Raw genomic sequence first — 24813 nt, 5'->3', positions numbered from 1 at the left:
CAACCTTAAAGCACACCTCCGTGGCGGCGGCGCCGGTGGCCAAGAAACGCCTTCCACCCACCAGACCCTGATCAGCCAAGCACCCCCGGAGCAGCCAAAAGTGCGCCGGAAGCCCAGGGCCACCGGCACGGCGAAGCAACCGGTGATCTGGATTACGACAGCCGATCTAAAATAGCAATGAAACGGTCATCTACTCGCCAAATCGAGTCCCAGTCGACGGACCTCTCGAGCTGGCGAGGAGGTGATCCGACGTAGGCTCTCAGGTGAGAAACGACAGCATGCCGGACAACCACACGAGGTGGGTCACGGCGGCGCGCCGAGGAGGCCATGTGACCGGGCAGGGCGAGGTCAGGAGCGAGTACGGCGATCCGGGCGACCGCGCCGACCAAAACGGGGTGCGGTCATGACCAAGAAGATCCGCCAGCTGGACCGCGTGGTCATCCGCTTCGCCGGGGACTCCGGCGACGGGATGCAGCTGACCGGCGACCGATTCACCTCCGAAACCGCCCAACTCGGCAACGACATCTCCACGCTGCCCAACTTCCCCGCGGAGATCCGCGCGCCCGCTGGGACGCTACCCGGGGTGTCGAGCTTCCAGGTGCACTTCGCCGACTACGACATCCTCACCCCCGGCGACTCGCCGAACGTCCTGGTCGCGATGAACCCGGCCGCACTCAAGGCCAACCTCGCCGACCTGCCGCGCGGAGCCGACATCATCGTCAACACCGACGAGTTCACCCGACGCAACCTGGCCAAGGTCGGCTACCAGGCCAACCCACTCGAGGACGACTCGCTCGCCGGCTACACGGTGCACCCGGTGGCACTGACCTCGATGACCGTCGGGGCACTCGCCGACCACGAGGTGTCCAAGAAGGACGCCGAACGAGCCAAGAACATGTTCGCGCTGGGCCTGCTGAGCTGGATGTACTCCCGGCCGTACGAGTCGACCCTGCGGTTCCTGGAGCGCAAGTTCGCGACCCGGCCGGAGCTGGTCGGGGCCAACGTCGCGGCGTTCAAGGCCGGCTGGAACTTCGGCGAGACGACCGAGGACTTCGCGGTCCGGTACGAGGTCAAGCCGGCGAAGATGCCACCGGGGACCTACCGGAACATCACCGGCAACGCGGCCCTGTCGCTCGGCCTGGTGGCCGCCGGGGTCCGCTCCGAGCTGTTGGTCTTCCTCGGCGCCTACCCGATCACCCCGGCGTCGGACATCCTGCACGAACTGAGCAAGCACAAGCGTTTCGGCGTGCTCACCATGCAGGCCGAGGACGAGATCGCGGCCATCGGCGCGGCGCTGGGCGCCTCGTACGGCGGGGCGCTCGGCGTCACCACCACCAGCGGCCCCGGCGTCGCGCTCAAGAGCGAGACCATCTCGCTCGCGGTGGCGCTGGAGCTGCCGCTGGTCATCGTGGACGTGCAGCGGGCCGGGCCGTCGACCGGGATGCCGACCAAGACCGAGCAGGCCGACCTGAACATGGCCCTCTTCGGCCGACACGGCGAGGCGCCGGTGGCGGTGCTCGCGCCGAAGTCCCCGGCCGACTGCTTCTACGCGGCGTTGGAGGCGGCTCGGATCGCGCTGACCTACCGCACGCCGGTGCTCCTCCTCTCCGACAACTACGTGGCCAACGGCTCCGAGCCGTGGCTGCTCCCCGACGTCGAGTCCCTGCCCGACCTGCGGGTCGACTTCGCCACCGGGCCCAACGGCGAGGACGGCGCCACCTTCCTGCCATACCTGCGGGATCCGGAGACCCTGGCCCGCCCCTGGGCGATCCCCGGCACGCCCGGACTGGAGCACCGCATCGGCGGGCTGGAGAAGGCCGACAAGACCGGCGACATCTCGTACGACCCGGCCAACCACGACCTCATGGTCCGGACCCGCGCCGCCCGGATCGAGGCGATCCCGGTGCCCGACCTCGAGGTCGAGGACCCGGACGGCGACGCTCAGGTGCTGGTGCTCGGCTGGGGGTCCACGTACGGGCCGATCGGCGCTGCCTGCCGGGGCCTCCGCCAGCGTGGGCTCTCCGTCGCCCAGGCGCACCTGCGGCACCTCGCCCCGATGCCGGCCAACCTCGGCGAGATACTGCGCTCCTACGAGCGGGTGGTCATCCCCGAGATGAACCTCGGTCAGCTCGCCCAGGTGATCCGCGCCCGGTACCTGGTCGACGCGATCAGCTACAACCAGGTGCATGGTCTGCCGTTCACCGCCAACGAGCTGGAGACGATGCTGGAAGAGGTCCTGAAGAATGTCTGAGCCCGTCGCCCTCAAGCTCACCGCGAAGGACTTCAAGTCCAACCAGGAGGTGCGCTGGTGCCCCGGCTGTGGTGACTACGCGATCCTCGCCGCCGTCCAGGGCTTCATGCCGGAGCTGAACATCCCCCGGGAGCGAATCGTCTTCGTCTCCGGTATCGGCTGCTCGTCGCGCTTCCCGTACTACATGAACACGTACGGGATGCACTCGATCCACGGTCGCGCCCCAGCGATCGCCACCGGCCTCTCCACCACCCGCCCCGACCTCTCCGTCTGGGTGGTGACCGGGGACGGCGACGCGCTGTCGATCGGCGGCAACCACCTGATCCACGCGCTCCGGCGTAACGTCAATCTGAAGATCCTGCTGTTCAACAACCAGATCTACGGCCTGACCAAGGGGCAGTACTCCCCCACCTCAGAGGTTGGCAAGATCACCAAGTCGACCCCGGTCGGCTCGGCGGACGCACCGTTCAACCCGCTCTCGCTGGCGCTGGGCGCGGAGGCCACGTTCGTGGCCCGCACCATCGACTCGGACCGCAAACACCTGCAGTCGGTGCTCCGGGCCGCCGCCGAGCACGAGGGCTCGGCCTTCGTGGAGATCTACCAGAACTGCAACATCTTCAACGACGGGGCCTTCGAACAGCTCAAGGGGCCCGCCACCCGGGACGACTCGCTGATCCGGCTGGAACACGACCAGCCGATCACCTTCGGTCGGGACGGCCAGTTCTGCGTCGTACACCCGCCCGGCGGCTTCGGCCTGGAGGTCCGCGAGACCGCGGCCACCGCGGCGGAGGAGATCGTGGTCCACGATGCCACCGTCACCGACCCCGCGTACGCGTTCGCCCTGTCCCGGCTGCCGGGTCTGGACCTGCGCAACACCCCGATCGGGGTGTTCCGTTCGGTGCGGCGGCCGTCGTACGACAGCGTGGTCCAGGAGCAGCTCGACACGGCCCGGGCGACGGTGACCGAGCCTCGGGAGCAGCTGTTCGCCGGCCTGTTGCACAGCGGCGACACCTGGACGATCGACTGAGTCGCCGGCTGATCCCGGTGGCTGCCGGGTAGCTGGGCTCAGGACCTCGACGCAGCGGCGCGGGCGCTCCGGACATCGACACGGGCGCCCATGGCGCAGGGTCAGGACATCGGGGTGGAGGTCCGGCGGTCGTCGCGGACGTGCACGAGCATGTCGCCGGTTTCGATAACACCGCCGGCCCGATCGGCGAGGGTGACCACCTTGCCCCGCCGCACCAGCGCGATGACCAGAGCGTCCAGCTCGCGGGGGGAGCGGCCGACCTCGTGCCGCTCGGCCGACCGCATCGCGAGCGCCATCCCCTGACCGGGCGTGAGCAGATCCTCCACCACCTCGATCAGCGGCGGCGCGGAGGTGGAGAGACCCAGCAGCCGACCGGCGGTCGCCGACGAGACGATCACGTGATGGGCGCCGCTCTGTTTGAGCAGTGGGGCGTTCTCCGCCTCCCGGGCCGCGGCGATGATCCGCACCTGTCCCGCGGTGAGCTGCCGGACGGTCAGCGCCACCAACACCGAGGCATCGTCACTGTCCGTCGCGATGATCACTGCCTTGGCGGTCCGGATGTGTGCCTCGTTGAGGGTCGCCGAGCGGGTCGCCGACCCCTCGATCGCCACCAGGCCGGCCGAGGTGGCCTGCCGCAGGGCGGCGCCGCTGCGTTCGACCACCACGATCCTGGACTTGTCGAAGCCGTTCTCGAGCAGGGCGGAGATCGCACTGCGGCCCTTGGTGCCGTAGCCGCAGATGATGACGTGGTCCTTCACAGCTCTCCTCCACCGGGACAGGCGACGACCGGTCCGGTACTGCTCGGTCAGGACTTCCAGGGTGGTGCCGACCAGGATGATCAGGAAGAGGACCCGGGCCGGCGTGATGTAGAGGACGTTGAGCAGGCGGGCCGACTCCGAGACCGGGGCGATGTCGCCGTACCCGGTGGTGGAGAGGGACACCACAACGTAGTAGAAGCAGTCGAGGAGGCTCAGCCCGTCCGCGTCACGGTTGGCGTCCCGATAACCGTCCCGGCCGAGCCACACCACGGCGACGCTGGCGAGGACGAGCCCGAGGGCCGCGGCCAACCGTAGACTCAACGCGCTCAGCGGGTCACGCCGTTGCGCCGGGAAATGGATCACCGTTCGCCCCACCCGAACTCCGCTGTCACCTGCACGCCCACAACATAACGGGTCGGGGGTAACGCAGATGGCGAGGCGGCCGGGACGATGCCACAACAGCCCCGACGGGCATGATGGGAGCTGTCCCCTCGGACCACAGCCAACGAGAGCGAGGCGGAGCATGTCGTTGCTCAGACGAGTCATCGGCGGGGTGTTGCGCCGGGTCCGGATGCGGCAGGGCCGCACGCTGCGAGAGGTAGCTGCCGCCGCCGGGGTCTCCATGCCGTACCTGTCCGAGGTGGAGCGGGGGCGCAAGGAGGCCTCGTCCGAGGTACTCGCGGCGGTCTGCCGGGCACTCGGGATCCGCCTCTCCGACCTGCTCGGGGAGGCCCGGGACGAGCTACGTCGCCTGGAGCGGCCCGAGCCGATGGGGTTCACCATCGGCGAGGTCAGCCGCACGCCGAGCAGGCCAGGCACCAACCAACCGCGCTCCCGCGTCGAGCCGGCCCGGCCACACTCGGTCCGGGCCGGGCTACCCGGCCGCGGCCCCACCTCCTGCGGTCCCCGCCAGGTGCACCTTCGACCGGGCTCCGCTGGGCTGCCCATCGGTGGCGTGGGGCTGGCGCCGATCGGGCCCGCGCTAACCGGCGGCCCGGCGGGAGACCTGCGCTCCATCCTCGAGCCGGACCGGCGAGGGGCCGGCCTACGAGTCCGGTTGATCGCTGCGGCACCGGCTGATCGCCCCACCGCACGAAGCTCGTGGCGGGCCCGGCGGCGCACTCGGGCACGCCGGCAACGGGCTCGGCGGTAGCCCAACCGATCTGCTCTGGGCCGATCTGCTGCCGGCAGATCGGCTACCTCCTCCTGCACCGGCACGCGCACGCTGGACGGGCCGGCTCCCGGGCGGTCCCCCGCCCGCCGACGCGCTGGAGGTAACACCTAATGATCACAATGTTGGACGATGGGCAGCAGGGCTTCGGCTCCCAGGTCTTCGAGCGGCTGCTCCAGGAACGCATCGTCTTCCTCGGCACCGAGGTGACCGACGAGTCGGCCAACCGGGTCTGCGCCCAGATCCTGCTGCTGGCCGCCGAGGACCCGGACCGAGACATCAAGCTCTACATCAACTCGCCCGGCGGCTCGGTGAGCGCGGGGATGGCCGTCTACGACACGATGCGGTTTGTCCGCAACGACGTGGCGACGTTGGCGTTGGGCATGGCCGGCTCGATGGGGCAGTTCCTCCTCTGCGCCGGGACGGCGGGCAAACGGTGCGCGCTGCCGCACTCGTGGATCCTCATGCACCAGCCTTCGGGCGGGATGGGGGGCACCGCTGCGGACGTCCGGATCCAGGCGGAGAACCTCCTGCACGTGAAGAAGACCATGCAGGGGCTGATCGCCCAGCACAGCGGTCGGACACTGGCGGAGATCCAGCGGGACTGGGACCGGGATCGCTGGTTCACCCCGGAGCAGGCCCGCGAGTACGGCCTCATCGACCACGTCATCACCCAGGCAGCGGAGCTCACGCGCTGAGCTACCAGCCATGGGTCGGGTCGGAGCCGGCGCTGTTGTCCGCCACTCGCCGATTGGCGCCGGCCCCTGTCTCCTTGATAGCAACGGAGCCTCCGCCGGAACCACGGGACGCCCTTGCCGACCGGATCGGGCCGGCCAGATCCGTTGGAGGACCGGACCGTTGGAAGCGCTCGCCGTCTTCGAAAAGCTCGTGCCGGTGGCGTTGGCCCTCGGCGGCGGTGTGTTGTTCGCCCGGCGGAGCGTCGTCAGCGCGGCGAGTTCGAAGGCGTTCGCCGATTTCGCCTTCCTCTTCGCCGTGCCGTGCTACCTGTTCGCCAACATCTACCGCAGCGACCTGGGCGCCCTGTTCGCCTGGCCTGCTCTCGCCGGCTACGCCGTCACGGCGGGGATCGCCATGGCCGTGGTCGGGGTGCTGGCGGGGCTGACCACCACCCGCGAGCCGCGACAGCTCGCGTTGCGGATCATGGCGGCGGTCCAGGTCAATACCGCGTATTTCGCGGTACCCGTGTTCATCATGCTCTTTGGCGACGCGGCGCCGGTCTTTCCGGTCCTGCTGTTCCAGGTATGCGTCCTCACCCTGGTCGTCCTGGCCATCATGGAACTGAACGGAGCACCGGTGAAGGCCTTCCCGGCCGGCCGGGCCGTACCCGCCTCGGCTGGGGCCGGCGGGCGGCGACCGACGCGGCCGACCGGGGGGCCGCGACCGTTGCCGCCGACCGGCGGGCCACCCGCGCCGTCGCCACTCCGGAGCCGACGTGGCCGAGTGGGCCGGGCGCTGTGGGGTTCCCTGATCACTCCGGTTGTCTTGGCGTGTAACGCCGGCCTCCTGCTCAACCTGTTGGCCTTCCAGATGCCAGCGCCGCTGCTCGGCGGATTCGACTTCGTCGGTGCCGCGGCCGCGCCGATCGCGCTCTTCGCCCTGGGTCTGCACCTGGGCGGCAGTGGGGTCAGCCTCCGCCACACCACCGGCGAGGAGATCTGGCTGATCGCCGTCAAGTGCCTGCTGTTCCCGTTCGCGGTCTGGCTGGCCGCCGTGCATGTCTTCGATATTGACGGCCCCTGGCTGACCTATCTCGTCCTCATCGCGGCGATGCCGGCGCCACAGAACCTGTTCATCGTCGCGCAGCGCTACGGCGTCGATGTTGAGCTGTCGGCCGCACTGGTGGTAAAGAGCTCGGTCGCGGCGCTACTGCTGCTGCCGTTCTGGATTCACTGGGCGCAAGCGGGGTGACCTCGCTCCCCCACCCCGGCACGGCGGACCCGAGCCGACCCCCAACGATTCGTCAAGCAACGTGCGTCAGGTCGATGAAACTGTATTCATCGATCTTACCGGAGGTCGCCTCCATGTACTGCCGCAAGTGCGCGCCACCCTTGTGAACCTCCCAGACCTCGCGGGACTCCCAGTTCTCATAGAGGACGAAGTGGGCCGGGTCGCTATTATCCTGGTGCAGGTCGTAGTTGATGCACCCCTCCTCCGCCCGAGTCAACGGGACAAGCTTCTCCAACTCCGCTTTCACCAGGTCCGCCTGGCCCGGCCGGGCGTGAACGTTGGCGATAACCGTCAAGCGTGGCATTCGGCACTCCCCCCCACCTGGTCGTTCCGTTATCGAACTCCCTCAGCCCGACAGAGCCGTTCGCGAACCGTCAGTCAATCTCGGTCATCTCGTTGACCACGAATTCATCCACCTTGCCGGCGGTCGCCGCGCCGTACGCCTCCATGTGGGGGGCGTTCATGTGCGCCTGCCAGAGGTCACGCGACTCCCAGTTCTCGTAGAAGACGAAATGGGTCGGGTCAGTATTGTCCTGGTGCAGGTCGTAGTTGATACACCCCTTCTCCGCCCGAGTGGTCGGGATGAGCTTCTTCAACTCCGCCTTGACCAGGTCCACCTGGTCCGACTTGGCGTGAATGTTGGCAACAATAGTCAGGCGTGACATGCGGTACCCCCTGGTCGCCCCGTCGTTCGTTTGTGGAACTTCTTCACGCTAGCGGAAGAGCCCACACCCGGCCCGGCAAGTCGCCAGATGGGCTCGAGGCTGATCAGGCGGTCCCAGGGCGCGCGGGGTGGGGCGTACCCGTCCTCACGGTCGGGCGCCGGCCACATGGACGGACTTCACCGCCTCGACCACCACCGAGGGAACCTGCACCGGTAGTGATCACCCTCTGAGGCGTAACCGGCGCCAGCGCGGGTAGAAGCCGGGTGTGGCGGAGATCAGCGACTATGCGTTCCTGGGCGACTGCCAAGGCGCGGCATTAGTGTCGGCGGACGGTTCGGTGGACTGGTGGTGTCCACCCCGGTTCGACGGGCCAAGCGTCTTCGCACGGCTACTCGGTTCCGCTGGCGGCTACTGGTGGATCCGACCGCACGGGCAGTACACGACGAGCCGCTGCTACCTCGACGGCACGATGGTCGTCCAGACCGACTTCCACACCCAGGACGGGGTGCTGCGGCTGACCGATGCGCTCAGCCTCGGGATCGGGGAGCGCGGTCACCAGATCGGCCTCAGCTCGCCGCACATCCTCCTGCGCCGGGTCGACGCGATCTCCGGCCCGGCACAGGTGACGGTCGAGGTGGCGGCCCGACCCGAGTACGGCCTGGTCAGCCCCACTATCTCCGACGCAACGACGGGAATCGCGATCTCCGGTGGCACCGACCGACTGACCCTTACCAGCGACCGCGACCTGACCATCGACGGTTCGGTGGTAACGGGAGAGTTCAGCCTCGCCGAGGGAGAGAGCGCGGTCTTCGCGCTACACCACCGACGGGCCACCGACCCGCCGACCGTTCCCCTCGACGGACGGGCGGCGCTGCGGGACACCATCGCCGCCTGGCGGTCCTGGGACCGCATCCACCAGGGCTACCAGGGGCCGTACCGGGAGCAGGTCCGGCGCAGTGCCCTCGTCCTGCAGGCGCTGACCTACCAGCCGACCGGGGCCGTGATCGCCGCCCCCACCACCTCCCTGCCCGAGGAGATCGGTGGCGAGGCGAACTGGGACTACCGTTTCGGCTGGCTCCGCGACGGCGCCTTCACCCTGAAGGCGCTCTGGGTCGCCGCCTGCCCGGACGAGGCACACCGGTTCTTCGACTGGATGGCCGAGTCGGTGGGCTCGGTGGAGGCGGAGGACCACGTCCCGATCATGTTCGGCCCAGGTGGCGAGCGCGATCTCACCGAGCACGCCCTCGAGCACCTTGAGGGCTACCGGGACAGCCGCCCGGTACGGGTCGGCAACGACGCCTGGCTGCAGAAGCAACTCGACGTGATCGGCGAGGTCATCGAGTGCGCCTGGGTCCTGCGGGACCAGCTCACCGAGCTGTCGCCCGCCGCCGCCCGCCTGCTCCGCGCCCTGGCCGATCGGGCCGTGGACACCTGGCGGGAGCGGGACGCCGGAATCTGGGAGGGGCGCGAGGGGCAGCGGCACTACCTGACCTCGAAGGTGATGTGCTGGTTGGCCCTCGACCGGGCCGTCAAGCTCGCCGGGCTTCTGGATGCCGAGGCGAAGGTCCCGCAGTGGTCGGAGGCGATGGCGCAGGTCCGGGCCGCGATCATGGACGAGGGGTGGAACAGCTCGACCAAGGCGTTCACCGGTGCGTTCGGCTCCGACCATCTGGATGCCGGAGTCCTGGTCATGCCCATCCTCGGCTTCCTCCCCGCCGACGACGACAAGATCCTGGCCACGGTCGATGCCATCGAACGGGACCTGGTCCAGGACGGCCTGGTGCAACGCTGGACCCGGGCCGGGGACGAGGGCGCCTTCATCATCTGCTCGTACTGGCTGGTCCAGGCCCTGGCCCTGGCCGGGCGGGTTGACCGGGCCCGGGAGGTCTTCGACACCGTCACCGCCCGGGCAAACGATCTCGGCCTGCTCGCCGAAGAGATCGACCGACGCGACGGGCGCCTGATCGGCAACTTTCCCCAGGCGTTGTCCCACATCGGTCTGATCAACGCCGCCTGGACCATCGGCCAGGTCGAGGCCGCAGGAACCAGTAGGTAGTGGCAGTCGAGGAAAGGAGCACGTGTGATGAGTGGACGACTGATGGGCAGAACCGCCTTGATCACCGGCTCGGACTCCGGCATCGGGCAGGCCACCGCGATCGAGTTTGGCCGGGAGGGCGCCGACGTGGTGGTGCACTACCTGCATGACCATGCGGGGGCGAGCCACACCAAGGCCGAGATCGAGCGGGCCGGTCGGCGCGCCGTGGTGGTGCAGGGCGACATCAGCGTCGAACATCAGGTCGAGGCGATGTTCGACGAGGCCCTGGCGACATTCGGAGAGCTGGACATCCTGATGAACGACGCCGGGGTGGACGCTTCCGGCACCCCGGTCGCCGATCTGGACACCGAGACCTGGGACCGCGCCATCCGCACCAACCTGTACGGAATGTTCTTCTGCTGTCGGCGGTTTGTCCGACACCGCCGCGACCACGGCGGACACGGGAAGATTATCAATATCACCTCCATCCACCAGGAGGTGGCCCGGGCTGGCGGCGCCGACTATGACGCCAGCAAGGGCGGCATGCTGGAGCTGGCCAAGAGCATCGCGCTGGAGGTCGCCCCGCTACACATGAACGTCAACAACATCGGGCCGGGCATGGTGCTCACGCCGTTCAACCAACGCGCGATCGACGACCCGCAGTACCTGGAGGAGCAGGTGCAGTCGATCCCGTGGAAGCGGGCCGCCCAGCCGGAGGAGATCGCGAAGCTCGCCGTCTTCCTGGCCAGCGACGACGCGAACTATGTCACCGGGTCGACCTACTTTATGGACGGTGGTCTCATGCAGAACCAGGGGCAGGGCGCGTAGGGAGCGCTCCGACGCGCGGCGAACGGTTGACCTTAACCTCGGTTGAAGTTTTACCGTCGCCCTATCGCGATCGGAGCGTTCCTGGAGGAGACCCATGTTCTTGGTTACTGGCGCGACCGGCAACGTCGGACGGCGGGTGGTGGCGCGGCTGACTTCCGCAGGTCACGACGTCCGCGCCGTCGTCCGCGACCCCACCCGGGCAAACCTCCCGGCGGGGGTAACGGCGGTCACCGCCGATCTGGCTGATCCCGAGACCCTCCGCCCGCACCTGGACGGGGTCCGGGCCGTGTTCCTGATCTGGCCGTTGGTTGACCCCGCCGCTACCGGTGTGCTCGCGCCGACCCTCGCGGACGTGCTGGCCAGCGCCGGGTCACCCCGGGTGGTGTACCTGTCGGCCGCCTCCGCCGAAGCCGACCCGAACTCGTTCTGGGCGCTGGTGGAGCGCGCCCTCCACGAACGCGATCTCCCCGGGACAATGCTGCGCCCCACCGGTTTCGCCACGAACACGCTGGGCTGGGCCGACGCCATTCGCGCCGAGGGGGTCGTGCGCTGGCCGTACGGCGCCGCGGCCCGATCCCTGATCCACGAGGACGACATCGCCGCGGTGGCCGTCGAGGCGATGACCGGCGACGAGCACGACCGGCGGACCTACGTGCTCACCGGCCCGGAGACGGTCACCCAGGCCGAGCAGGTACGCCTCATCGGCGCCGCGATCGGGCGTGACGTGCGGTGGGAGGACATCCCGGCGGAGGCTGTCCGGCCGATGCTGGTCGAGGCGTTCGAGGACGCCACATTCGCGGAGATGGCGCTGGCCGGCTGGGCGGCGATGGTGGAGAAACCGGAGCAGGTGACCGACGAGGTCGAGGCGGTGCTGGGACGGCCTGCGCGGACCTTCGCCCAGTGGGCCGCCGACCACGCCGCAGACTTCGCCTGAACCGTCCGGGAGCCCGGTTGCTGGGTAAGATCCGAATCCCTCTTCTTTCCGCGTATCGCCCTGTTCTCACCGACGGCCGGTACTCCAGACTGATATCCGCTTCAGCTGTTTCCTTCCTGGGCGACGGCATGGCACTTGTAGGAATACCGTGGTTGGCGATACAGCTGGCCAGGCCGGGGCAAGGGGGAGTTGTCGCTGGGCTGTCGCTGGCGGCGTATACGCTCCCCGGCGCCCTTGGAGCTCTGGTGCTGGGCCGGTGGTTCGGCGGCATGAGCGCACAGAAGCTGGTCGCCGCAAGCACCGGCCTGCGAGCCCTTGGGCTGGCAACGATTGTCGCGCTGGCCGCCACCGGCCAGCTCGACACCTTTTCCTACATTTCCCTCCTCGCCGTTTCGTCTCTCTTTTCGGCGTGGGGGAACGCAGGCCTCTACACTATTGTCAGTCAGTTGTTCACCGACGGCCGTCAGCTTCCCGCGAATGCCCTGCTGAGCGTATCCCACCAGATCAGCATCATCATCGGCCCGGCAATTGCCGGTATAATCTTGCTGAGACTGGACGGCTCGGCAATCCTCGCGGTCAATGCGGTCTCATACCTGATCCTTCTCACCACGGTCGCCCGCCTGAAGCTTCCACAGCAGCTGGCGGTCGCTCGGCGGGCTGGCGTCGTGGCCGGCTTTCGGATACTCGCGCAGCGACCACAACTCGCTTTCCTGTTGCTGGTCACGGCCGTCTTCTTCTTCCTGTACGGTCCGGTCGAGGTTGGGCTTCCGCTCTACGTGACCGGCAACCTGGCTGGAAGCGGCCAGCTACTCGGAGCATTCTGGACCGCGTTCGGTATCGGCGCAGTGATCGGCGGTTTCGCCGGCGGCGCCTTGGCCCGCGCGCCCAGATGGCCGGCTGTCACCGCCATCATCTTCGGCTGGGGTCTAGCCCTACTCCCCTTCGGTATCACCGACGACACTTCAGCAACCATGATTTCGTTCGCCATCGGCGGACTGATCTACGGCCCATTCCCAGCGTTCACTATCTCTCTTTTTCAGCAGGCTGCAGCTGCTTCCGAACTTACGTCCGTCCTGGCAGCCCGGTCAGCCGTCACCACCACGGCAACACCTTTGGGTGCGGCACTCGGCGGCCCACTGGTCACACTTTGGGGCGCCGCGGAAACATTACTGTATTCCGGCATCGCCACGATCATGCTCGCCGCGCTCGTCACCGTATCGATGCTATTTCTCAAGAGATCCGCTCTGGGCAGTGAGGTCAAGAATCCGCCTCGAGAGGTCAAGTTGTGATGACTCCTACTGCAGTTGGGGAAACCGGCACCGGGTTAGTTTTGCTGTCGAGCTGCCCCACCGGTGGGACCGACGCCAAGGCTCGACCCCGGGCCGCCGCGAGCAGGTGCTATCAGCCGTAACAGACCGAGGTGTCGATCGAGGCGGATGCGCCGCCACGAGTCGACCAACATGGACGCGCCGGCTCCGCCGACGCAAACACGGTCGGCGCGTCCCTCGACGGGGACCAGGGGCGGCCCGCGCAGTCCTTTCGGCGATGACCAGGAGCGTCTGGCACAGTCCTTTCGGCGGTGACCAGGGGCGTCCGGCGCACGCCTTTTCGGCGTGGGCCAGGCACCGGCGGGCTGCTGGGCGGGCGCGGGACATTCCTGCGCCCCAGCTATGAGGGCAGCTCGACAGCGGGCGGCACAGCACCGCCTGGTCCCGGCAGGACGACGCTAGGTCGCCCGCCCGGTTGCCTACCGCACTGGCCTCGTTGCCGGAATAGCTCAGGCGCTGGATTCCGGGTAGCGGGCGCCGTTGAAGGTGACTCGCAGCGCGTACACCGACCGGCCCGCGGTGAGGTAGAGCTGGTTGCGTTTCGGCCCACCGAAGGTGAGATTGGCGGCCGGCTCGGGCAGGAGCAACTTCCCGATGAGGCTGCCATCGGGAGCGAAGCAGTGCACGCCGTCCCAGGCCGCGGCCCAGACCCGACCGGCGTCATCGATGCGCAGCCCGTCGAAGCGCCCGTAGTCACACTCGGCAAAGATCTTGCCGCCGCTGAGGTTCCCATCGGCGCCGACGTCGAAGACCCGGATGTGGCTGGGCTCCTGCCGGGTATCGACGATGAACAGCCGTTGTTCGTCCGATGAGAACGCCAGACCGTTGGGGCGGAAGAAGTCGTCCGCGACCACCCGCAGCTCCCCGGTGCGGGGGTCGAGCCGAAACACGTAGCACGCGCCGCCGAACTCGGGCTCGGCTTTGTTGCCCTCGTAGTCGCTGTTGATGCCGTAGCTCGGGTCGGTGAACCAGATCGTGCCGTCGGCCCGGACCACCACGTCGTTGGGGCTGTTGAGCCGCTTGCCGCGGTAGCGATCTGCCAGCACGGTGACCGTTCCGTCGTGCTCGGTGCGGGTTACCCGCCGGTTTCCCTGCTCGCAGGTGATCAGCCGGCCCTGCCGGTCGACCGTGTTGCCGTTGGCGTAGCCCGAGGGCTGGCGGAACACCCCGACCGCGCCGGTGGTCTCGTCCCAGCGCAGCAGCCGATCGTTCGGAATGTCGCTCCACACCAGGTAGCGGCCGGCCGCGAAGTAGGCCGGGCCTTCCGACTTACGCGCGTCGCCGTGCAGGACCGACAGGACGAAGTCACCGTCGAGGTCCCGGAAACGCTCGTCCAGCAGTCGGAACTCAGCAGGGACTGTGTCAGGCATATCGGCCTCCTTGCCAGATGCTGTTCTACAGCATAGCATGGCCTCCGAATCTGATATGGTCAAGTTCTCGACCGTTCCGATGTCCCGAGGTTGTTCGATGCTTGACGATATTGACCGCGTCCTGGTGAGTCGCCTGCAGCAGGACGCGACCCAGTCCTACGCAGCCCTCGGCGCGGCCGTTGACCTGTCCGCGGGTTCGGCGCACGAACGCGTACGCAAGCTGCGCGAGCGGGGCGTGATCCGGCGTACCACCGTTGACGTCGATCCGGCCGCGGTCGGCCGGGACGTGCTCGCCTACGTGCTGCTCGGCTCCGACGCGTGGATGGGGGACGCGGCCACCCGGGACGCGCTCGCGGCCATCCCCGAGATCCAGGAGGCACACATCATCGCCGGCACGGCGAGCGCGCTGGTGAAGGTGCGCACCGCCACCACCGAAGACCTGCAAGCCCTTCTGAGGCGCCTCTTCGCCATCGACGGAGTCACCAGCACCCAGACCATCGTCGTCCTGGAGTCGTTCTTCGAACGGCCGATCAGCGTTGACCCGGAGTGAACGGCGTTCACACCTGCTGCTCCGCCTCCCGCTCGGCAGCGTCAATCGCACTGTCGGTCACCCAGATCAGTCCGATGACCAGGCTGAGCGCCAACACACCCATGACCGCGAAGACCACGCGCAGGCCGAGCAACTCCGCCAGCAGACCGCCGGTGAGCGCACCGAGGGGCATGCCGCCCCAGGCCACCATCCGGTAGCCGCTGTTGACCCGGCCGAGCAACCGGTCGGGGGTGATCCGTTGGCGGAGCGAGATCGTGATGACGTTCCAGGTGGCGACCAGAATCCCGCCGCCGAAGTAGACGGCACCCACCACGAACGGATTGGCGCTCAACGCCGGTACGCCGGCAACCCCGGCGGCGACGACTATTGCCACGCCGAGGGTGGCGGAGCGGCCCAGCCGTCGTTCAATCGCCCCCGCGACCAACGAGCCGAGCACAATGCCGACGGCCAGGGTCGCGAGCAGCAGCCCGTACCCCGGCTCGGTAAGCCCCATCGCCGAGTCGGGACCGACCGCGTAGAGCGGCAGCACCGCGAAGATCGCGCTCATCGTGAAGTTGCTGACCCCCACCATCACCGCCATGGTGCGCAGCAGTTGGTGTCGCCAGAGGAACCGGAGGCCCTCCGCGATGTCCCGACGCAGGCTGGTCGGCGCTTCCCGTTCGACCCGGAACCGGCCACGGATGAGGAGCAACGCCGCGACCGCGACCGCCCACAGACCCGCCGGCCCCGCCACGGCCACCGCCACGCTCGCGGAGACCAGGAACCCCGCCAGGGGTGGGCCAACGAACTGGTTGGCCGTCAACTCGACCGCGTGCAGTCGCCCGTTGGCACGCGGCAGCGCGTCCCGCGACACCACCTGCGGCAGGATCGACTGGGCCGAGGTGTCGTAGAGCGTCTCGACGACACCGGCACCGAACGCCACCGCGTAGAGCAGCCAGATCGACGCCGCATCCAGGGCCGCGGCCAGCGCCATCACCCCGAACAACACCACACGCACCGCGTTGGCGGCCACCATCACCTGGCGGCGGTCCCACCGGTCGGCCAACGCGCCGGCCGGCAGCGCGAAGAACAGCCACGGCAGGCTGAACGCCATCGCCACCCCGGCCACCAGCAGCGGCGAATCCGTCAAGCTGACCGCGACCAGCGGCAGCGCGAGTTTGACGATCCCGTCGGCGAGGTTCGACGCCGCGGACGCGGACCACAGCTGCCAGAACGGGGTGCCCAGCTGCCCGGCGTCCCGACGCGGAGCAGTCAGGTGGCCTGCTGGGCCCGGCGTTGTCCGTTCATCGGCACGGGGAGGATCGCCAATCGTCACCCGGGGATGCTCGCAGAACGGCACCTGGCTCGCTGCCCCCACCAGCGGGGGATCGCCCACCGACGCACGGTGAACGACACCGGCCTACTCGAAGGTCACCCGCAGTTGCCGCAGCAGGCCCCCGTAGTCCTCGTCGTCGTCCCCGATGAAGATCGGGAGTGAGCCGGCAACCAGTCCCACGCCTTCGACCTTGAGGCCCGAGCTGCGCGCCAGTTGCTGGGGCGGCTCGACCGGACGCAGCCGCACGCCGCCGCGTCCCTCCTGCCGGACCGTCGCCGCCCGGTACACGGCGCTGTCAAAGGGGCCGAGGTCACCCGGGTCGTACGCGGATGAGACGTAGACGTTGCCCCACCGGTCGATGTCCATGCCGGAGGCGGGTCGTCCACCCGGTGGTTCGAGTGCGGTGAAGGGAACCGAGGTCCACCGCCGGCCGAACCGGATCTCGCCGTCCTCGTACACCTTCAGGCGAGTCATGTGGATGAAGGTGGTGTCCTGGCCCTCCGCCCGCTCGGCGTAGAGGAAGTAGTCCATTCCGCGGATCGTCGCCACGGCCGTCGCCTCGACGTTCACCAGCGGCTCGGGCGTCTCGGGCCACGGCACCGCACTCACGATCTCGACGTTGAGGTCCCGGTCCCACCGGGCGAGATAGATCGTGGGGTCGGGGTCGTCGCCGTCGGCGTTGCTCTCCGCCAGCAGGGCCGCGTTCCGACCGGGCAGCCGGGCGATGCTCTCGAGGTCATTCGGCACCCTTCGACCGGGAAACTCGACGTCGAGCTCGTCGACGATGATTCCGTTCGGATCCACGGGCGTCCGCACGATCGAGAGTCGCGGCAGCTCGCGCTCCGCATCGTTGTCCCGGGTGTCGTGGCAGACCAGGAAGACCTCCTGCACCACCCCGTCGCTCTCCTCGGTGGTGAGCCAGGCGATGCCGCTGAACTCGCGGGGTGCCCGGATCTCGAGCCGCTCGGTCGCGGACGCGTCGGCCGCCTCCCGGGCCGAGGCGCTGTCCGACTCGTGGCGAGGCTGCGCCGAACCCGGTGTGGCGGGCGCGAGCAGGCTCAATCCGGTGGCAACCGGCAGCAGCCCGCAGGCGATGAACCGACGGCGAATCATGCGTCCCCCTCCACCGAGCGGGCACGACCGCCGGACCCGCTAGGGACAAAAGTAAAATTATTCTCGCCTTCCTGCCGGACGTTCCTCCCCTGTTACCACCTTGGTGTCGGCTCACTGGCCCGCTCTTGGCGTCGGCTCACTGGCCCGTTGCGAGTTCCCGCAGGTCCGCCGCGCTCACCTCATGGGCGTCGGGGCCCGGATCCCCCCACTGATCCCGCTTCGCGAGCAGCTGCGCGGCGAGTTCCTGCGCACCCACCAGCGAGTGGTACTCCGCCGAGCCACATTGGACAACGTTCGCGAGCGGCACCTCGGTCGCGTCCTCGACGGAGCGCAGCCCTGCGGCGATGACCTCAGCCAGGTCGTCGAAACTCCACGGACCGACCGTCCACACGTACACGCCGGTCATGCACCCCATCGGCGCGACGTTCATGATCGTGGGGTGATGCTGGCGTACGTAGGTGCCGAGAAAGTGTTCGAGTGAGTGCATGACCGGGCCCGGCACCTGGGACACGTTCGGCTTCGCCACCCGGAAGTCCCAGAGCGCGACCGGCTGGCTCGTGCCCGGCACCAGCTGCTCGTTGACGATCCGCAGGTAGGGCGGCACCACGTGCCGATGATCCAAGTCGTGTGACTGCGGCATAACCAGGGCTCCTAGGTCACTCCCAAGGCGGACTCGCCCCCAGCCTAGGAGGAGTGCGCGCTCATACTGACCGCTTCCGGTCAAGCCGGTTGCCGCTCCGGACAACCTCCGAAATCAAGCCGGCCATGTCGGCAGCGCTGCCGACGGGAAGAGCCGGGCTGGCCGCCACGCCGGTCAGCTCCGTCAGCGCCGGCCCCAGCTCGGCAGCGCTGGTGACATGGGTGGTGAGCCCCGCCTCGGCGAGCAGCTGCGCGTTGGCCCGACCATGCCCAGAAATCGGCCGATAGGTGACGGTGGGGAGCCCACCGGCCAGGGACTGCTGGCAGGTGAGCCCGCCGGCGTTCTCCACCACCACATCCACCGCCCGCATCAGGGTGGGCATGTCCTCGACCCAGCCCAGGACGTGTCCGGGAAAGGCACTCAGGCGCTGGCGGAGCCGGACGTTACGCCCACACGCGACGACGGGGGTGACGCAGCCGGCGGCGAGCACATCCCGCGCGGTCCGGGCCACGTCGCCCACCCCCCAGGAGCCAGCGACGATCAACGCCAGCCGCTCCTGCTCGGGCAGGCCGAACCGGGCCCGAGCCGTACGCTGGCAGGCCGTTGCCGAGGGCGCGAAAGCGGCGGAGATCAGCGGATTGACGACCCGCACATCAGCCGCCCCACGCGCCTGTGCCTGCCGCTGCGTCCCGTCGTGGATGACGCAGTAGGTGTCGACGCCGGGCGCGACCCAGATCGGGTGGACGACGAAGTCGGTGACGTAGCTGAGCACCGGCACGGTGAGCTGCCCCGTCCCGCGCATCGGGCCGAGTAGCTGGTTGGCGAACGGGTGCGTGGTCACCACCAGGCGGGTGTCCGCGGATATCCGCGACAGCATCTGCGGTACGGCCGCCCGCAGCGCGGCCCGGAACGCCCGGACCATCGACGACGACCGGTCGGTGAACCGAAAGAGCGCGTCGTAGCTCCAGGGAAACCGCTGGAGCATGGTGCGGTAGCCCTCCCGGACGAGACGGTGCAGCGGCCGGGGCAGGGCCGTGAAGAAGTTGAGCTGCTCCACGACGACTCCGTCGCCAGCGAGCCGGGTGGCCAGTTCGGCCGCGGCGGCGTCGTGCCCCGCGCCGATGTCGGCGGAGACGACCAGGATCCGCAGCTGACCCCGGCCGCCGGGGTCGTCGCGACCGGCACCAACCGGGGACGTACCGGCGCGCGGACCTCTCCCGCCCGGCCGTGGCTTCACCGGCTGCGGTTACCCACCCGGTACGTCGCCATGCCCCGGTCGTGCCCGGACCGGCATGCGCCACGCCCCGGGCTCCCCGGGGGCCTCGGTCTCCGCGTGTGCGCCGAGCGTCCCGATTGTCAGCTCCCGTTCCTGGGCCCAGCTCACGAGGCGCGGCAGGACGGCCAGGGCACCGCGCCAGGAACCCGGGCTGGACGCATGATCCGAATCATGCAGCAACAGCGTGCCCCCACCGTCCAGGTCCTTCACGATGGTTTCCCAGATCGACGCCGGAGACCGGGTGGCGTCCCAGTCGCGTCCCCAGGCGGTCCAGAGGCGGGGGGTCAGGCCCAGCCGCCGGCAGGCCAGCAGCGCCGAGATCGTCAGCACGCCGTACGGCGGGCGGTACCACAACGGTGCGGCTCCGGTGACGGCCGCGACGGCATCCCGAGCGCGGGCGATGTCGGCGTAGGTCGCGGCAGGGGATCGGCACAGCAGGTTCCGGTGCTCCCATCCGTGCACCGCGAGCTCATGCCCGGCGTCCGCCATCTCCCGACCGAGTCCGGGATCGCGGTCGAGCAATCTGCCGAGCAGAAAGAAGGTGGCCCGCACGTCGGCGCGCTCCAACGCCCGCAGAAACCGGGCGGTCGAGGCACGGCGTGGCCCGTCGTCAAAGGTCAACGCGATCCGGTTGGCCGCGCCCACCCCGGCCAGCCGGGGCCAGCACCGGCGCCGCAGCACACCGCTGGCGGTGACCACCGGCAACGCGTGCCCCACCGCCCCGCCCGCGGCGACGGCGGCCGTCCCCGCCAACCAACGCCGAAGATCGGGCCCCCCGACCCGGACGCCACCTGCCACGACGCCACCTGCCACGGCGTTCCGATACCCGCTTCGGACTCCGCTACCCGCTTGGGCGGCCTTCCGAGGACCTTCGTAGGCTGGCCAGCCAGTCGTCGGCCCAGTCGAGATGTGGACAGCCTGTGGTCACGCACCGGGGGCAGGTCCGTCCTCCCCAGTGGCTACGGATGATCATTTCGATGCCGCGAAACACCAGGTCCAGGTCCGGGTCTCCCGGCTCGATGGTGCTGGTTGTGGGGTGTTCGGGTTCTGCCCGCCAGCACCAGTTGACAAACCTCTGCCTGAGGTCCGGCCTGGTGCCGTTGAGTCGGGATAGTTGATCAGTTGCCTCGGCCAGGAGGTTGCTCTGGTGGGCCAGTAGCGCTGACCTTCTGCCGCGATACTCCGCCAGCAACGTGAGCCGTGCGGGCTGGCAGGGCCAGTCGGCGCCGCAGGACCGGCACCGCCAGAGCGGGCGCATCGGGTCGTGCGCGCGTGTCACGGTCGGCTCCTGCCCGCGTGGTGGTCACGTAGGCAGCGCTTGAGGTCACCGCACCGGGGGCACCAACTGCTCGAACGGGTTTTGGTCACCAGGCCCAGGACCACGCCGACGGCGAGCCCAACGACGACGGCAGTAGCAATGACAACCATCGACGTCCCCTCAGTCTCGCCTGTCGGCGCTGTGGACGGACGGCTGGTGCGCGGTCACCAGCGGCCTCCGTTGGCTCGCCACTGCTGCGCCGGAGTAAGCCAGCCGACGCGGCCTACCTGGGGGCTGGCGACGGTGGGTTGGGTCATCCACATGGGCTGGTTGGCTGGTCGTTTCGGGTGGAGGGCACTAGCGCACGCCGCGTACGGGGTGGTGCGGCTCGTGACACCCAACGGTGCGGGGCGGCGGCAGCGGCGAAGTAGCCAGCGAACCATGGTCTGTTCCCCTCTCAGATCAGGCAAAGACCGGGAGTACGAGGCATCGCACTAACTCCCGAGGGGTTCGGTTTGATTGCGCGTGGTGACCGAACTTCACTCGACTATCGCAGTGATACTCTCGCGGCACAAGTATCACGACCCGCTTTCTGTTCCACTGGCCTCGCGCCGCTGTTCTACTGGGCCCCAGCGCCAACGGTGCAGTCTCAGGTTGAGACACTGTGGGTGTGGCCAGGGATTACGAGGAGAGGAACATGCCCGCTCCAGCCCCATCAGCTGGCCCGACCGTGGTCCGCCGCCAACTCGGCCGGCAACTGCGCCGGCTACGCGACACCACCCGTGCATCGGTTGACGAGGTAGTCGCGCATCGGCGGCTCGGCATCAGCCGAGCGAAGTTGTTCAAAATGGAGGCCGGACGGCACCCGGTCAAACCCCAAGATGTCGCGGTGCTGTGTGCGCACTACCAGGCATCGGCGGACGAAACCGAGCAGCTGACCGCGCTCGCATTGGCGACGGGCGGTCAGAGTTGGTGGCACGTCTATGGCGACGATGTCCCGGAGTGGTTCAGCCTCTACTTGGAGATCGAGCCCGCTGCGGCCACGATCCGGACCTACGAGTCCGAACTGATCCCGGGCCTGTTGCAGACGCCCGAGTACGCGCGCGCCGTCTACCAGGCGCGCAACCCCGATGACAGCGACTACGAAATCGAAAGTCGTGTCGCGCTAAGGATCAATCGCCAGGCGATCCTCACGCGGTCCGACCCCCAACCACCGGCCTTGCATGTCGTACTCAACGAGGCGGCGGTGCGGCGCGAGGTCGGCGGGTCGGATGTGATGGCCGAGCAAATCACCAGGCTGCGTCAGGTGGCAACCCGGCCCAACACCACCATCTCGGTCCTACCGCTCGCAGTTGGCGCGCACGCCGCGATGGAGTCCGCGTTCGTGATCCTGGACTTTCCGGACCCTGCGGAGGACCCGTCAGTTGTATATCTCGACTCGCCCAGCTCCGCCGCGTACCTGCAAAAGGGCGTCGAGATCACCCGGTACGAAACGATATTCAGGCTTGTCTGCTGCCAAGCCGTTCCGATCCTGGAGTATCAGCCATGACTCAGCTCCGCGAGTACCGTAAAAGCACCCGATCTGGAGGCTCCGGCGGCAATTGCGTCGAATGGGCGCACACAGCCCACACGGTCTACATTCGGGACAGCAAAGACCCGGCTGGACCGGAGCTGGCCGCCACCTACTCCGAGTGGGAAGACCTCATCCGGGCGGTGGGGACGGGCCACGAGCACCCATGGGTCATCCAGCTACCCAGCGGCGTCCAGGTCTGCAAGGACGGGCAGGAGCTGCGGTTCACGTCGGCAGAGTGGACCGCGTTCCGGGCAGGGATCAACGATGGAGAATGTGCACCGGTAGGCGTATAGACCTGATGGTCACGCTGGTGTTCGGTCCGGAGGCGTGGCAGGCGTTCGTTACGCAACGCCCGGCGCTGACAAGCACTTAAGCCCCCCCCCAGCGCTGGCGTGCTGGGGGGCTTACACCTTCATCACCAGAGGCCGAAGCGGTAGCGGGAGGCATTCCCCTGCGGCCTCGGCGGCACGACACGGCCTGCCTACCCCTTTACGCACACCACCTGCTTGAGGTGCGCGACCACCTCGACCAGGTCGGTCTGCTGCGCCAGCACGGCCTCGATGTCCTTGTACGCGCCGGGAATCTCGTCCACGACCCCGGCATCCTTGCGGCACTCCACCCCGGCGGTCTGCGCCGCCAGATCATCGGTGGTGAAGCTCCGCTTGGCCTGCCCCCGGGACATCCGCCGGCCCGCGCCGTGCGATGCGGAGCAGTACGCGGCCTCATTGCCCTTGCCCCGCACGATGTAGGACCCGGTCCCCATCGACCCGGGGATGATGCCCAGCTCTCCAGCCCCGGCCCGGATCGCACCCTTGCGGGTGACCAACACCTCCACGCCGTCGTAGGTTTCCTCGGCGACATAGTTGTGGTGGCAGCTGATCGGTTCGTCGTAGCTCACCTGCGGGAACCGGTCCCGGACCACGGTGCAGAGCAGCGCGAGCATGACCGCGCGGTTGCGCCGCGCGTACTCCTGCGCCCACCACAGGTCCCGCCGGTAAGCGTCCATCTCCGCCGTCCCGGCGAGGAAGACCGCCAGGTCACGGTCGGGCAGGGCGGCGTTGTGCGGCAGTCGCCGGGCGATGGCCATGTGCCGCTCCGCCAGCTCCTTGCCGATGTTCCGGGAGCCGGAGTGCAACATCAACCACACCCGGCCCGCATCCACGCCACCTTGCTCAAGGCAGACCTCGATGAAGTGGTTTCCGCCCCCGAGAGTCCCCATCTGGTGCATCGCTCGGCCTTCCAGCCGGGCGACCCCGGTGTGCAGGTCGGTGAAGCGCCGCCAGAAATCGTCCCACCCTGCCTGCGCCAGCCCCCAGATCCGACGCGGGTTTACCGCCGTGTCGCGCTGGGCGAAGCCGACCGGAATCGCGTCCTCGATGGCGTGCCGCAGCCCTGCGAGGTCGTCCGGCAGGTCGGCCGCGGTCAGCGAGGTCCGAATCGCCGACATGCCACAGCCGATGTCGACGCCGACCGCGGCCGGCGAGACGGCCTGCCGCATCGCGATGACCGAGCCGACGGTGGCGCCCTTACCGAAATGCACGTCGGGCATCACGGCGACGCCCTGCACCCAGGGCAGGGTGCCGATGTTGCGGAGCTGCTGAGCGGCCTGCGGTTCGATGCTGTACGGATCGGTCCACACCCGAACCGGAGCCCGGGTGGAGGGCAGCACGGCGTACGTCATGATTTGGCACTTCCCGGCGGTCACGATTTCACAGGTCTACCGAAAACCGGGTCGCGTGCGCGTGCTCGGCGACTACGGTCTCGATTTCGTCCGCCCAGTATCGCGAAGACAACCGCCGAGATCACCGGATTATCTGCGGCAGCGATCACGTGCCAGCGCCGAGCCATCGGAGGCAAGCCAGACCTGGCGGTACGCCGTTTCGGTCCCGCCCTGGAACAATGCGCCCATGGAGGTGGGCGTCCTCAGCACGGTAGACCGGAGCCGGCGGTGGTGGGATGCGCTCCGGCTCACCCTGGTCCTGCTGTGGCTCATCGGCTCGGTCGCGGCCTGGTGGACTGCGCCCCGGCATGAGAGCTACGAACGGGCGACGGCCGACGCCACCGCCGGCCGCGTGGTGGCATACCAGTGGGGTGACCACTGGGGGCGTAACGAATCCCGGCATTGGTTCGGAGCTCCCGTCCTGCGGCAGAGCTCCAACCAACTCGGGCCCCTCTTCGCGTGGGAGACCTCCGACGGCCGGGTGCACTGGACCGACACCACCGATTTCCACGAGGTAGCCGTCACCGGTGCCATTGACGAAGAGGGCTTTTCCGGCGTCGGAGCTGTTGGCATCGCACAGAACCTCCGCGTGTCCGGGATCGAAGACCGAGCCGGCGCCCTCCCCCAGCGCACACCCGTCGGCGGATGGATCGCCCTCCTCTTCACCGCTGTCACTCTTGGCGTTGTGGTCGCCGGCCCACCCCCACGCCTGGGTACCCGGTGGTTCTGGTTTTGGCTGATCTACCTCACACCGCAGGGTCTCGGCCTGTTGTTCTGGCTGGCCCGGGAGCATCCGTGGGCCCGTCCGCCCGCTCGTACCACCGCCCACGGCACCGGCGAGCGACGAGACCGCGGCGCTCTTGGTTTCGGCATCGGCCTCTTCGCGGCGATCCCGTACAGCGTCGTCCTACTGATCCTCCATGAAACCCTCGGCGACTGGTGGGTGCCACGGCCCGACCCCTAAATTACCTGCGGGCCACCGGCGAGCACCAGGACGCCGACACCGGACCTGTTCGACTGCTCTACATTCGAC

At 68.6% G+C, this 24813-nt stretch carries 24 protein-coding genes; 13 read left to right on the top strand and 11 right to left on the bottom strand.

Annotated features, from left to right (window positions below):
* Positions 1-403 precede the first annotated feature (403 nt).
* Together AC1UKG_RS03345 and AC1UKG_RS03340 are read left to right on the top strand one after the other, a co-directional pair.
* Positions 404-2251, top strand: a complete 1848-nt coding sequence (locus AC1UKG_RS03345; RefSeq protein WP_018745748.1) for a 2-oxoacid:acceptor oxidoreductase subunit alpha — start codon at positions 404-406, stop codon at positions 2249-2251.
* Positions 2244-3278, top strand: coding sequence for a 2-oxoacid:ferredoxin oxidoreductase subunit beta (locus AC1UKG_RS03340; protein ID WP_018745747.1), 1035 nt, complete (start codon positions 2244-2246; stop codon positions 3276-3278). The genes AC1UKG_RS03345 and AC1UKG_RS03340 overlap by 8 nt, the downstream gene beginning before the upstream one ends.
* A gap of 101 nt (positions 3279-3379) precedes the next feature.
* Here AC1UKG_RS03340 and AC1UKG_RS03335 read toward each other — a convergent pair whose 3' ends face one another.
* On the bottom strand, positions 3380-4399 hold the full coding sequence (locus AC1UKG_RS03335; RefSeq protein WP_018815573.1) for a potassium channel family protein: 1020 nt from the start codon (positions 4397-4399) through the stop codon (positions 3380-3382).
* Between the two features lie 160 nt (positions 4400-4559).
* On the opposite strand from AC1UKG_RS03335, the gene AC1UKG_RS03330 reads away from it, so the two are divergent.
* The 3 genes from AC1UKG_RS03330 (at position 4560) to AC1UKG_RS03320 (ending at position 7136) form a co-directional block, all read left to right on the top strand.
* A complete protein-coding gene (locus AC1UKG_RS03330; RefSeq protein ID WP_026325513.1) occupies positions 4560-5189 on the top strand; it encodes a helix-turn-helix domain-containing protein in 630 nt (209 codons plus the stop codon).
* Between the two features lie 131 nt (positions 5190-5320).
* A complete protein-coding gene (locus tag AC1UKG_RS03325; protein ID WP_018745744.1) occupies positions 5321-5905 on the top strand; it encodes an ATP-dependent Clp protease proteolytic subunit in 585 nt (194 codons plus the stop codon).
* 160 nt (positions 5906-6065) lie between these two features.
* Positions 6066-7136: an AEC family transporter gene (locus AC1UKG_RS03320; RefSeq protein WP_018745743.1), complete on the top strand. Its 1071-nt coding sequence runs from the start codon at positions 6066-6068 to the stop codon at positions 7134-7136.
* Between the two features lie 52 nt (positions 7137-7188).
* On the opposite strand, the gene AC1UKG_RS03315 is transcribed toward AC1UKG_RS03320, so the two are convergent.
* Both AC1UKG_RS03315 and AC1UKG_RS03310 read right to left on the bottom strand, forming a co-directional pair.
* Positions 7189-7479 (bottom strand): putative quinol monooxygenase, encoded by a 291-nt coding sequence (locus AC1UKG_RS03315; RefSeq protein WP_018745742.1) that lies wholly within the window; start codon positions 7477-7479, stop codon positions 7189-7191.
* Between the two features lie 70 nt (positions 7480-7549).
* Entirely contained in the window at positions 7550-7840 is a 291-nt protein-coding gene (locus AC1UKG_RS03310) for a putative quinol monooxygenase (protein WP_018745741.1), read from the bottom strand.
* A gap of 265 nt (positions 7841-8105) precedes the next feature.
* On the opposite strand from AC1UKG_RS03310, the gene AC1UKG_RS03305 reads away from it, so the two are divergent.
* The 4 genes from AC1UKG_RS03305 (at position 8106) to AC1UKG_RS03290 (ending at position 12926) form a co-directional block, all read left to right on the top strand.
* Positions 8106-9896 carry a glycoside hydrolase family 15 protein gene (locus tag AC1UKG_RS03305; RefSeq protein ID WP_482641850.1) on the top strand — a complete coding sequence of 597 codons (1791 nt, stop codon included), beginning with the start codon at positions 8106-8108 and terminating at the stop codon, positions 9894-9896.
* 27 nt (positions 9897-9923) lie between these two features.
* On the top strand, positions 9924-10703 hold the full coding sequence (locus AC1UKG_RS03300) for a glucose 1-dehydrogenase (protein WP_026185452.1): 780 nt from the start codon (positions 9924-9926) through the stop codon (positions 10701-10703).
* Between the two features lie 94 nt (positions 10704-10797).
* A complete protein-coding gene (locus AC1UKG_RS03295) occupies positions 10798-11637 on the top strand; it encodes an SDR family oxidoreductase (protein ID WP_482641851.1) in 840 nt (279 codons plus the stop codon).
* 17 nt (positions 11638-11654) lie between these two features.
* Positions 11655-12926 carry an MFS transporter gene (locus AC1UKG_RS03290; RefSeq protein WP_482641852.1) on the top strand — a complete coding sequence of 424 codons (1272 nt, stop codon included), beginning with the start codon at positions 11655-11657 and terminating at the stop codon, positions 12924-12926.
* A 488-nt stretch (positions 12927-13414) separates the two neighbouring features.
* Here AC1UKG_RS03290 and AC1UKG_RS03285 read toward each other — a convergent pair whose 3' ends face one another.
* Positions 13415-14335 carry an SMP-30/gluconolactonase/LRE family protein gene (locus AC1UKG_RS03285; RefSeq protein WP_018815578.1) on the bottom strand — a complete coding sequence of 307 codons (921 nt, stop codon included), beginning with the start codon at positions 14333-14335 and terminating at the stop codon, positions 13415-13417.
* Between the two features lie 97 nt (positions 14336-14432).
* On the opposite strand from AC1UKG_RS03285, the gene AC1UKG_RS03280 reads away from it, so the two are divergent.
* Positions 14433-14885: an Lrp/AsnC family transcriptional regulator gene (locus tag AC1UKG_RS03280; protein ID WP_026271788.1), complete on the top strand. Its 453-nt coding sequence runs from the start codon at positions 14433-14435 to the stop codon at positions 14883-14885.
* A gap of 7 nt (positions 14886-14892) precedes the next feature.
* Here the strand turns inward: AC1UKG_RS03280 and AC1UKG_RS03275 are convergent, their stop codons facing one another.
* The 6 genes from AC1UKG_RS03275 to AC1UKG_RS03250 form a co-directional block, all read right to left on the bottom strand.
* Entirely contained in the window at positions 14893-16200 is a 1308-nt protein-coding gene (locus AC1UKG_RS03275) for an MFS transporter (RefSeq protein WP_482641931.1), read from the bottom strand.
* A gap of 84 nt (positions 16201-16284) precedes the next feature.
* The gene (locus AC1UKG_RS03270) at positions 16285-17313 is read right to left on the bottom strand and encodes a hypothetical protein (protein WP_482641853.1); all 1029 of its coding nucleotides are present in this window, start codon (positions 17311-17313) and stop codon (positions 16285-16287) included.
* 136 nt (positions 17314-17449) lie between these two features.
* Positions 17450-17953, bottom strand: a complete 504-nt coding sequence (locus AC1UKG_RS03265; protein ID WP_018745733.1) for an S-ribosylhomocysteine lyase — start codon at positions 17951-17953, stop codon at positions 17450-17452.
* Positions 17954-18014: 61 nt separating this feature from the next.
* Positions 18015-19190: a UDP-N-acetylglucosamine--LPS N-acetylglucosamine transferase gene (locus AC1UKG_RS03260; protein WP_018745732.1), complete on the bottom strand. Its 1176-nt coding sequence runs from the start codon at positions 19188-19190 to the stop codon at positions 18015-18017.
* Between the two features lie 9 nt (positions 19191-19199).
* Positions 19200-20027: a polysaccharide deacetylase family protein gene (locus tag AC1UKG_RS03255; protein ID WP_482641854.1), complete on the bottom strand. Its 828-nt coding sequence runs from the start codon at positions 20025-20027 to the stop codon at positions 19200-19202.
* A 43-nt stretch (positions 20028-20070) separates the two neighbouring features.
* Positions 20071-20487 carry a flavin reductase gene (locus AC1UKG_RS03250; RefSeq protein ID WP_482643185.1) on the bottom strand — a complete coding sequence of 139 codons (417 nt, stop codon included), beginning with the start codon at positions 20485-20487 and terminating at the stop codon, positions 20071-20073.
* Between the two features lie 697 nt (positions 20488-21184).
* Here AC1UKG_RS03250 and AC1UKG_RS03245 point away from each other — a divergent pair.
* Both AC1UKG_RS03245 and AC1UKG_RS03240 read left to right on the top strand, forming a co-directional pair.
* Positions 21185-22036 carry a helix-turn-helix domain-containing protein gene (locus AC1UKG_RS03245; RefSeq protein ID WP_482643180.1) on the top strand — a complete coding sequence of 284 codons (852 nt, stop codon included), beginning with the start codon at positions 21185-21187 and terminating at the stop codon, positions 22034-22036.
* Complete coding sequence (locus AC1UKG_RS03240; protein WP_019870698.1) at positions 22033-22353, top strand: DUF397 domain-containing protein; 321 nt, start codon at positions 22033-22035, stop codon at positions 22351-22353. Before AC1UKG_RS03245 ends, AC1UKG_RS03240 begins: the two co-directional genes overlap by 4 nt.
* 188 nt (positions 22354-22541) lie before the next feature.
* Here the strand turns inward: AC1UKG_RS03240 and AC1UKG_RS03235 are convergent, their stop codons facing one another.
* Positions 22542-23741, bottom strand: coding sequence for an RtcB family protein (locus AC1UKG_RS03235; RefSeq protein WP_018814302.1), 1200 nt, complete (start codon positions 23739-23741; stop codon positions 22542-22544).
* 226 nt (positions 23742-23967) lie between these two features.
* Between AC1UKG_RS03235 and AC1UKG_RS03230 the strand changes: the two genes are divergently transcribed.
* Positions 23968-24744, top strand: a complete 777-nt coding sequence (locus AC1UKG_RS03230) for a hypothetical protein (protein WP_482641856.1) — start codon at positions 23968-23970, stop codon at positions 24742-24744.
* Positions 24745-24813: the final 69 nt, after the last annotated feature.

It is taken from the genome of Salinispora sp. CH2A1_6 (assembly GCF_056820975.1).
This window is presented reverse-complemented; position numbering and strand designations above follow the sequence as displayed.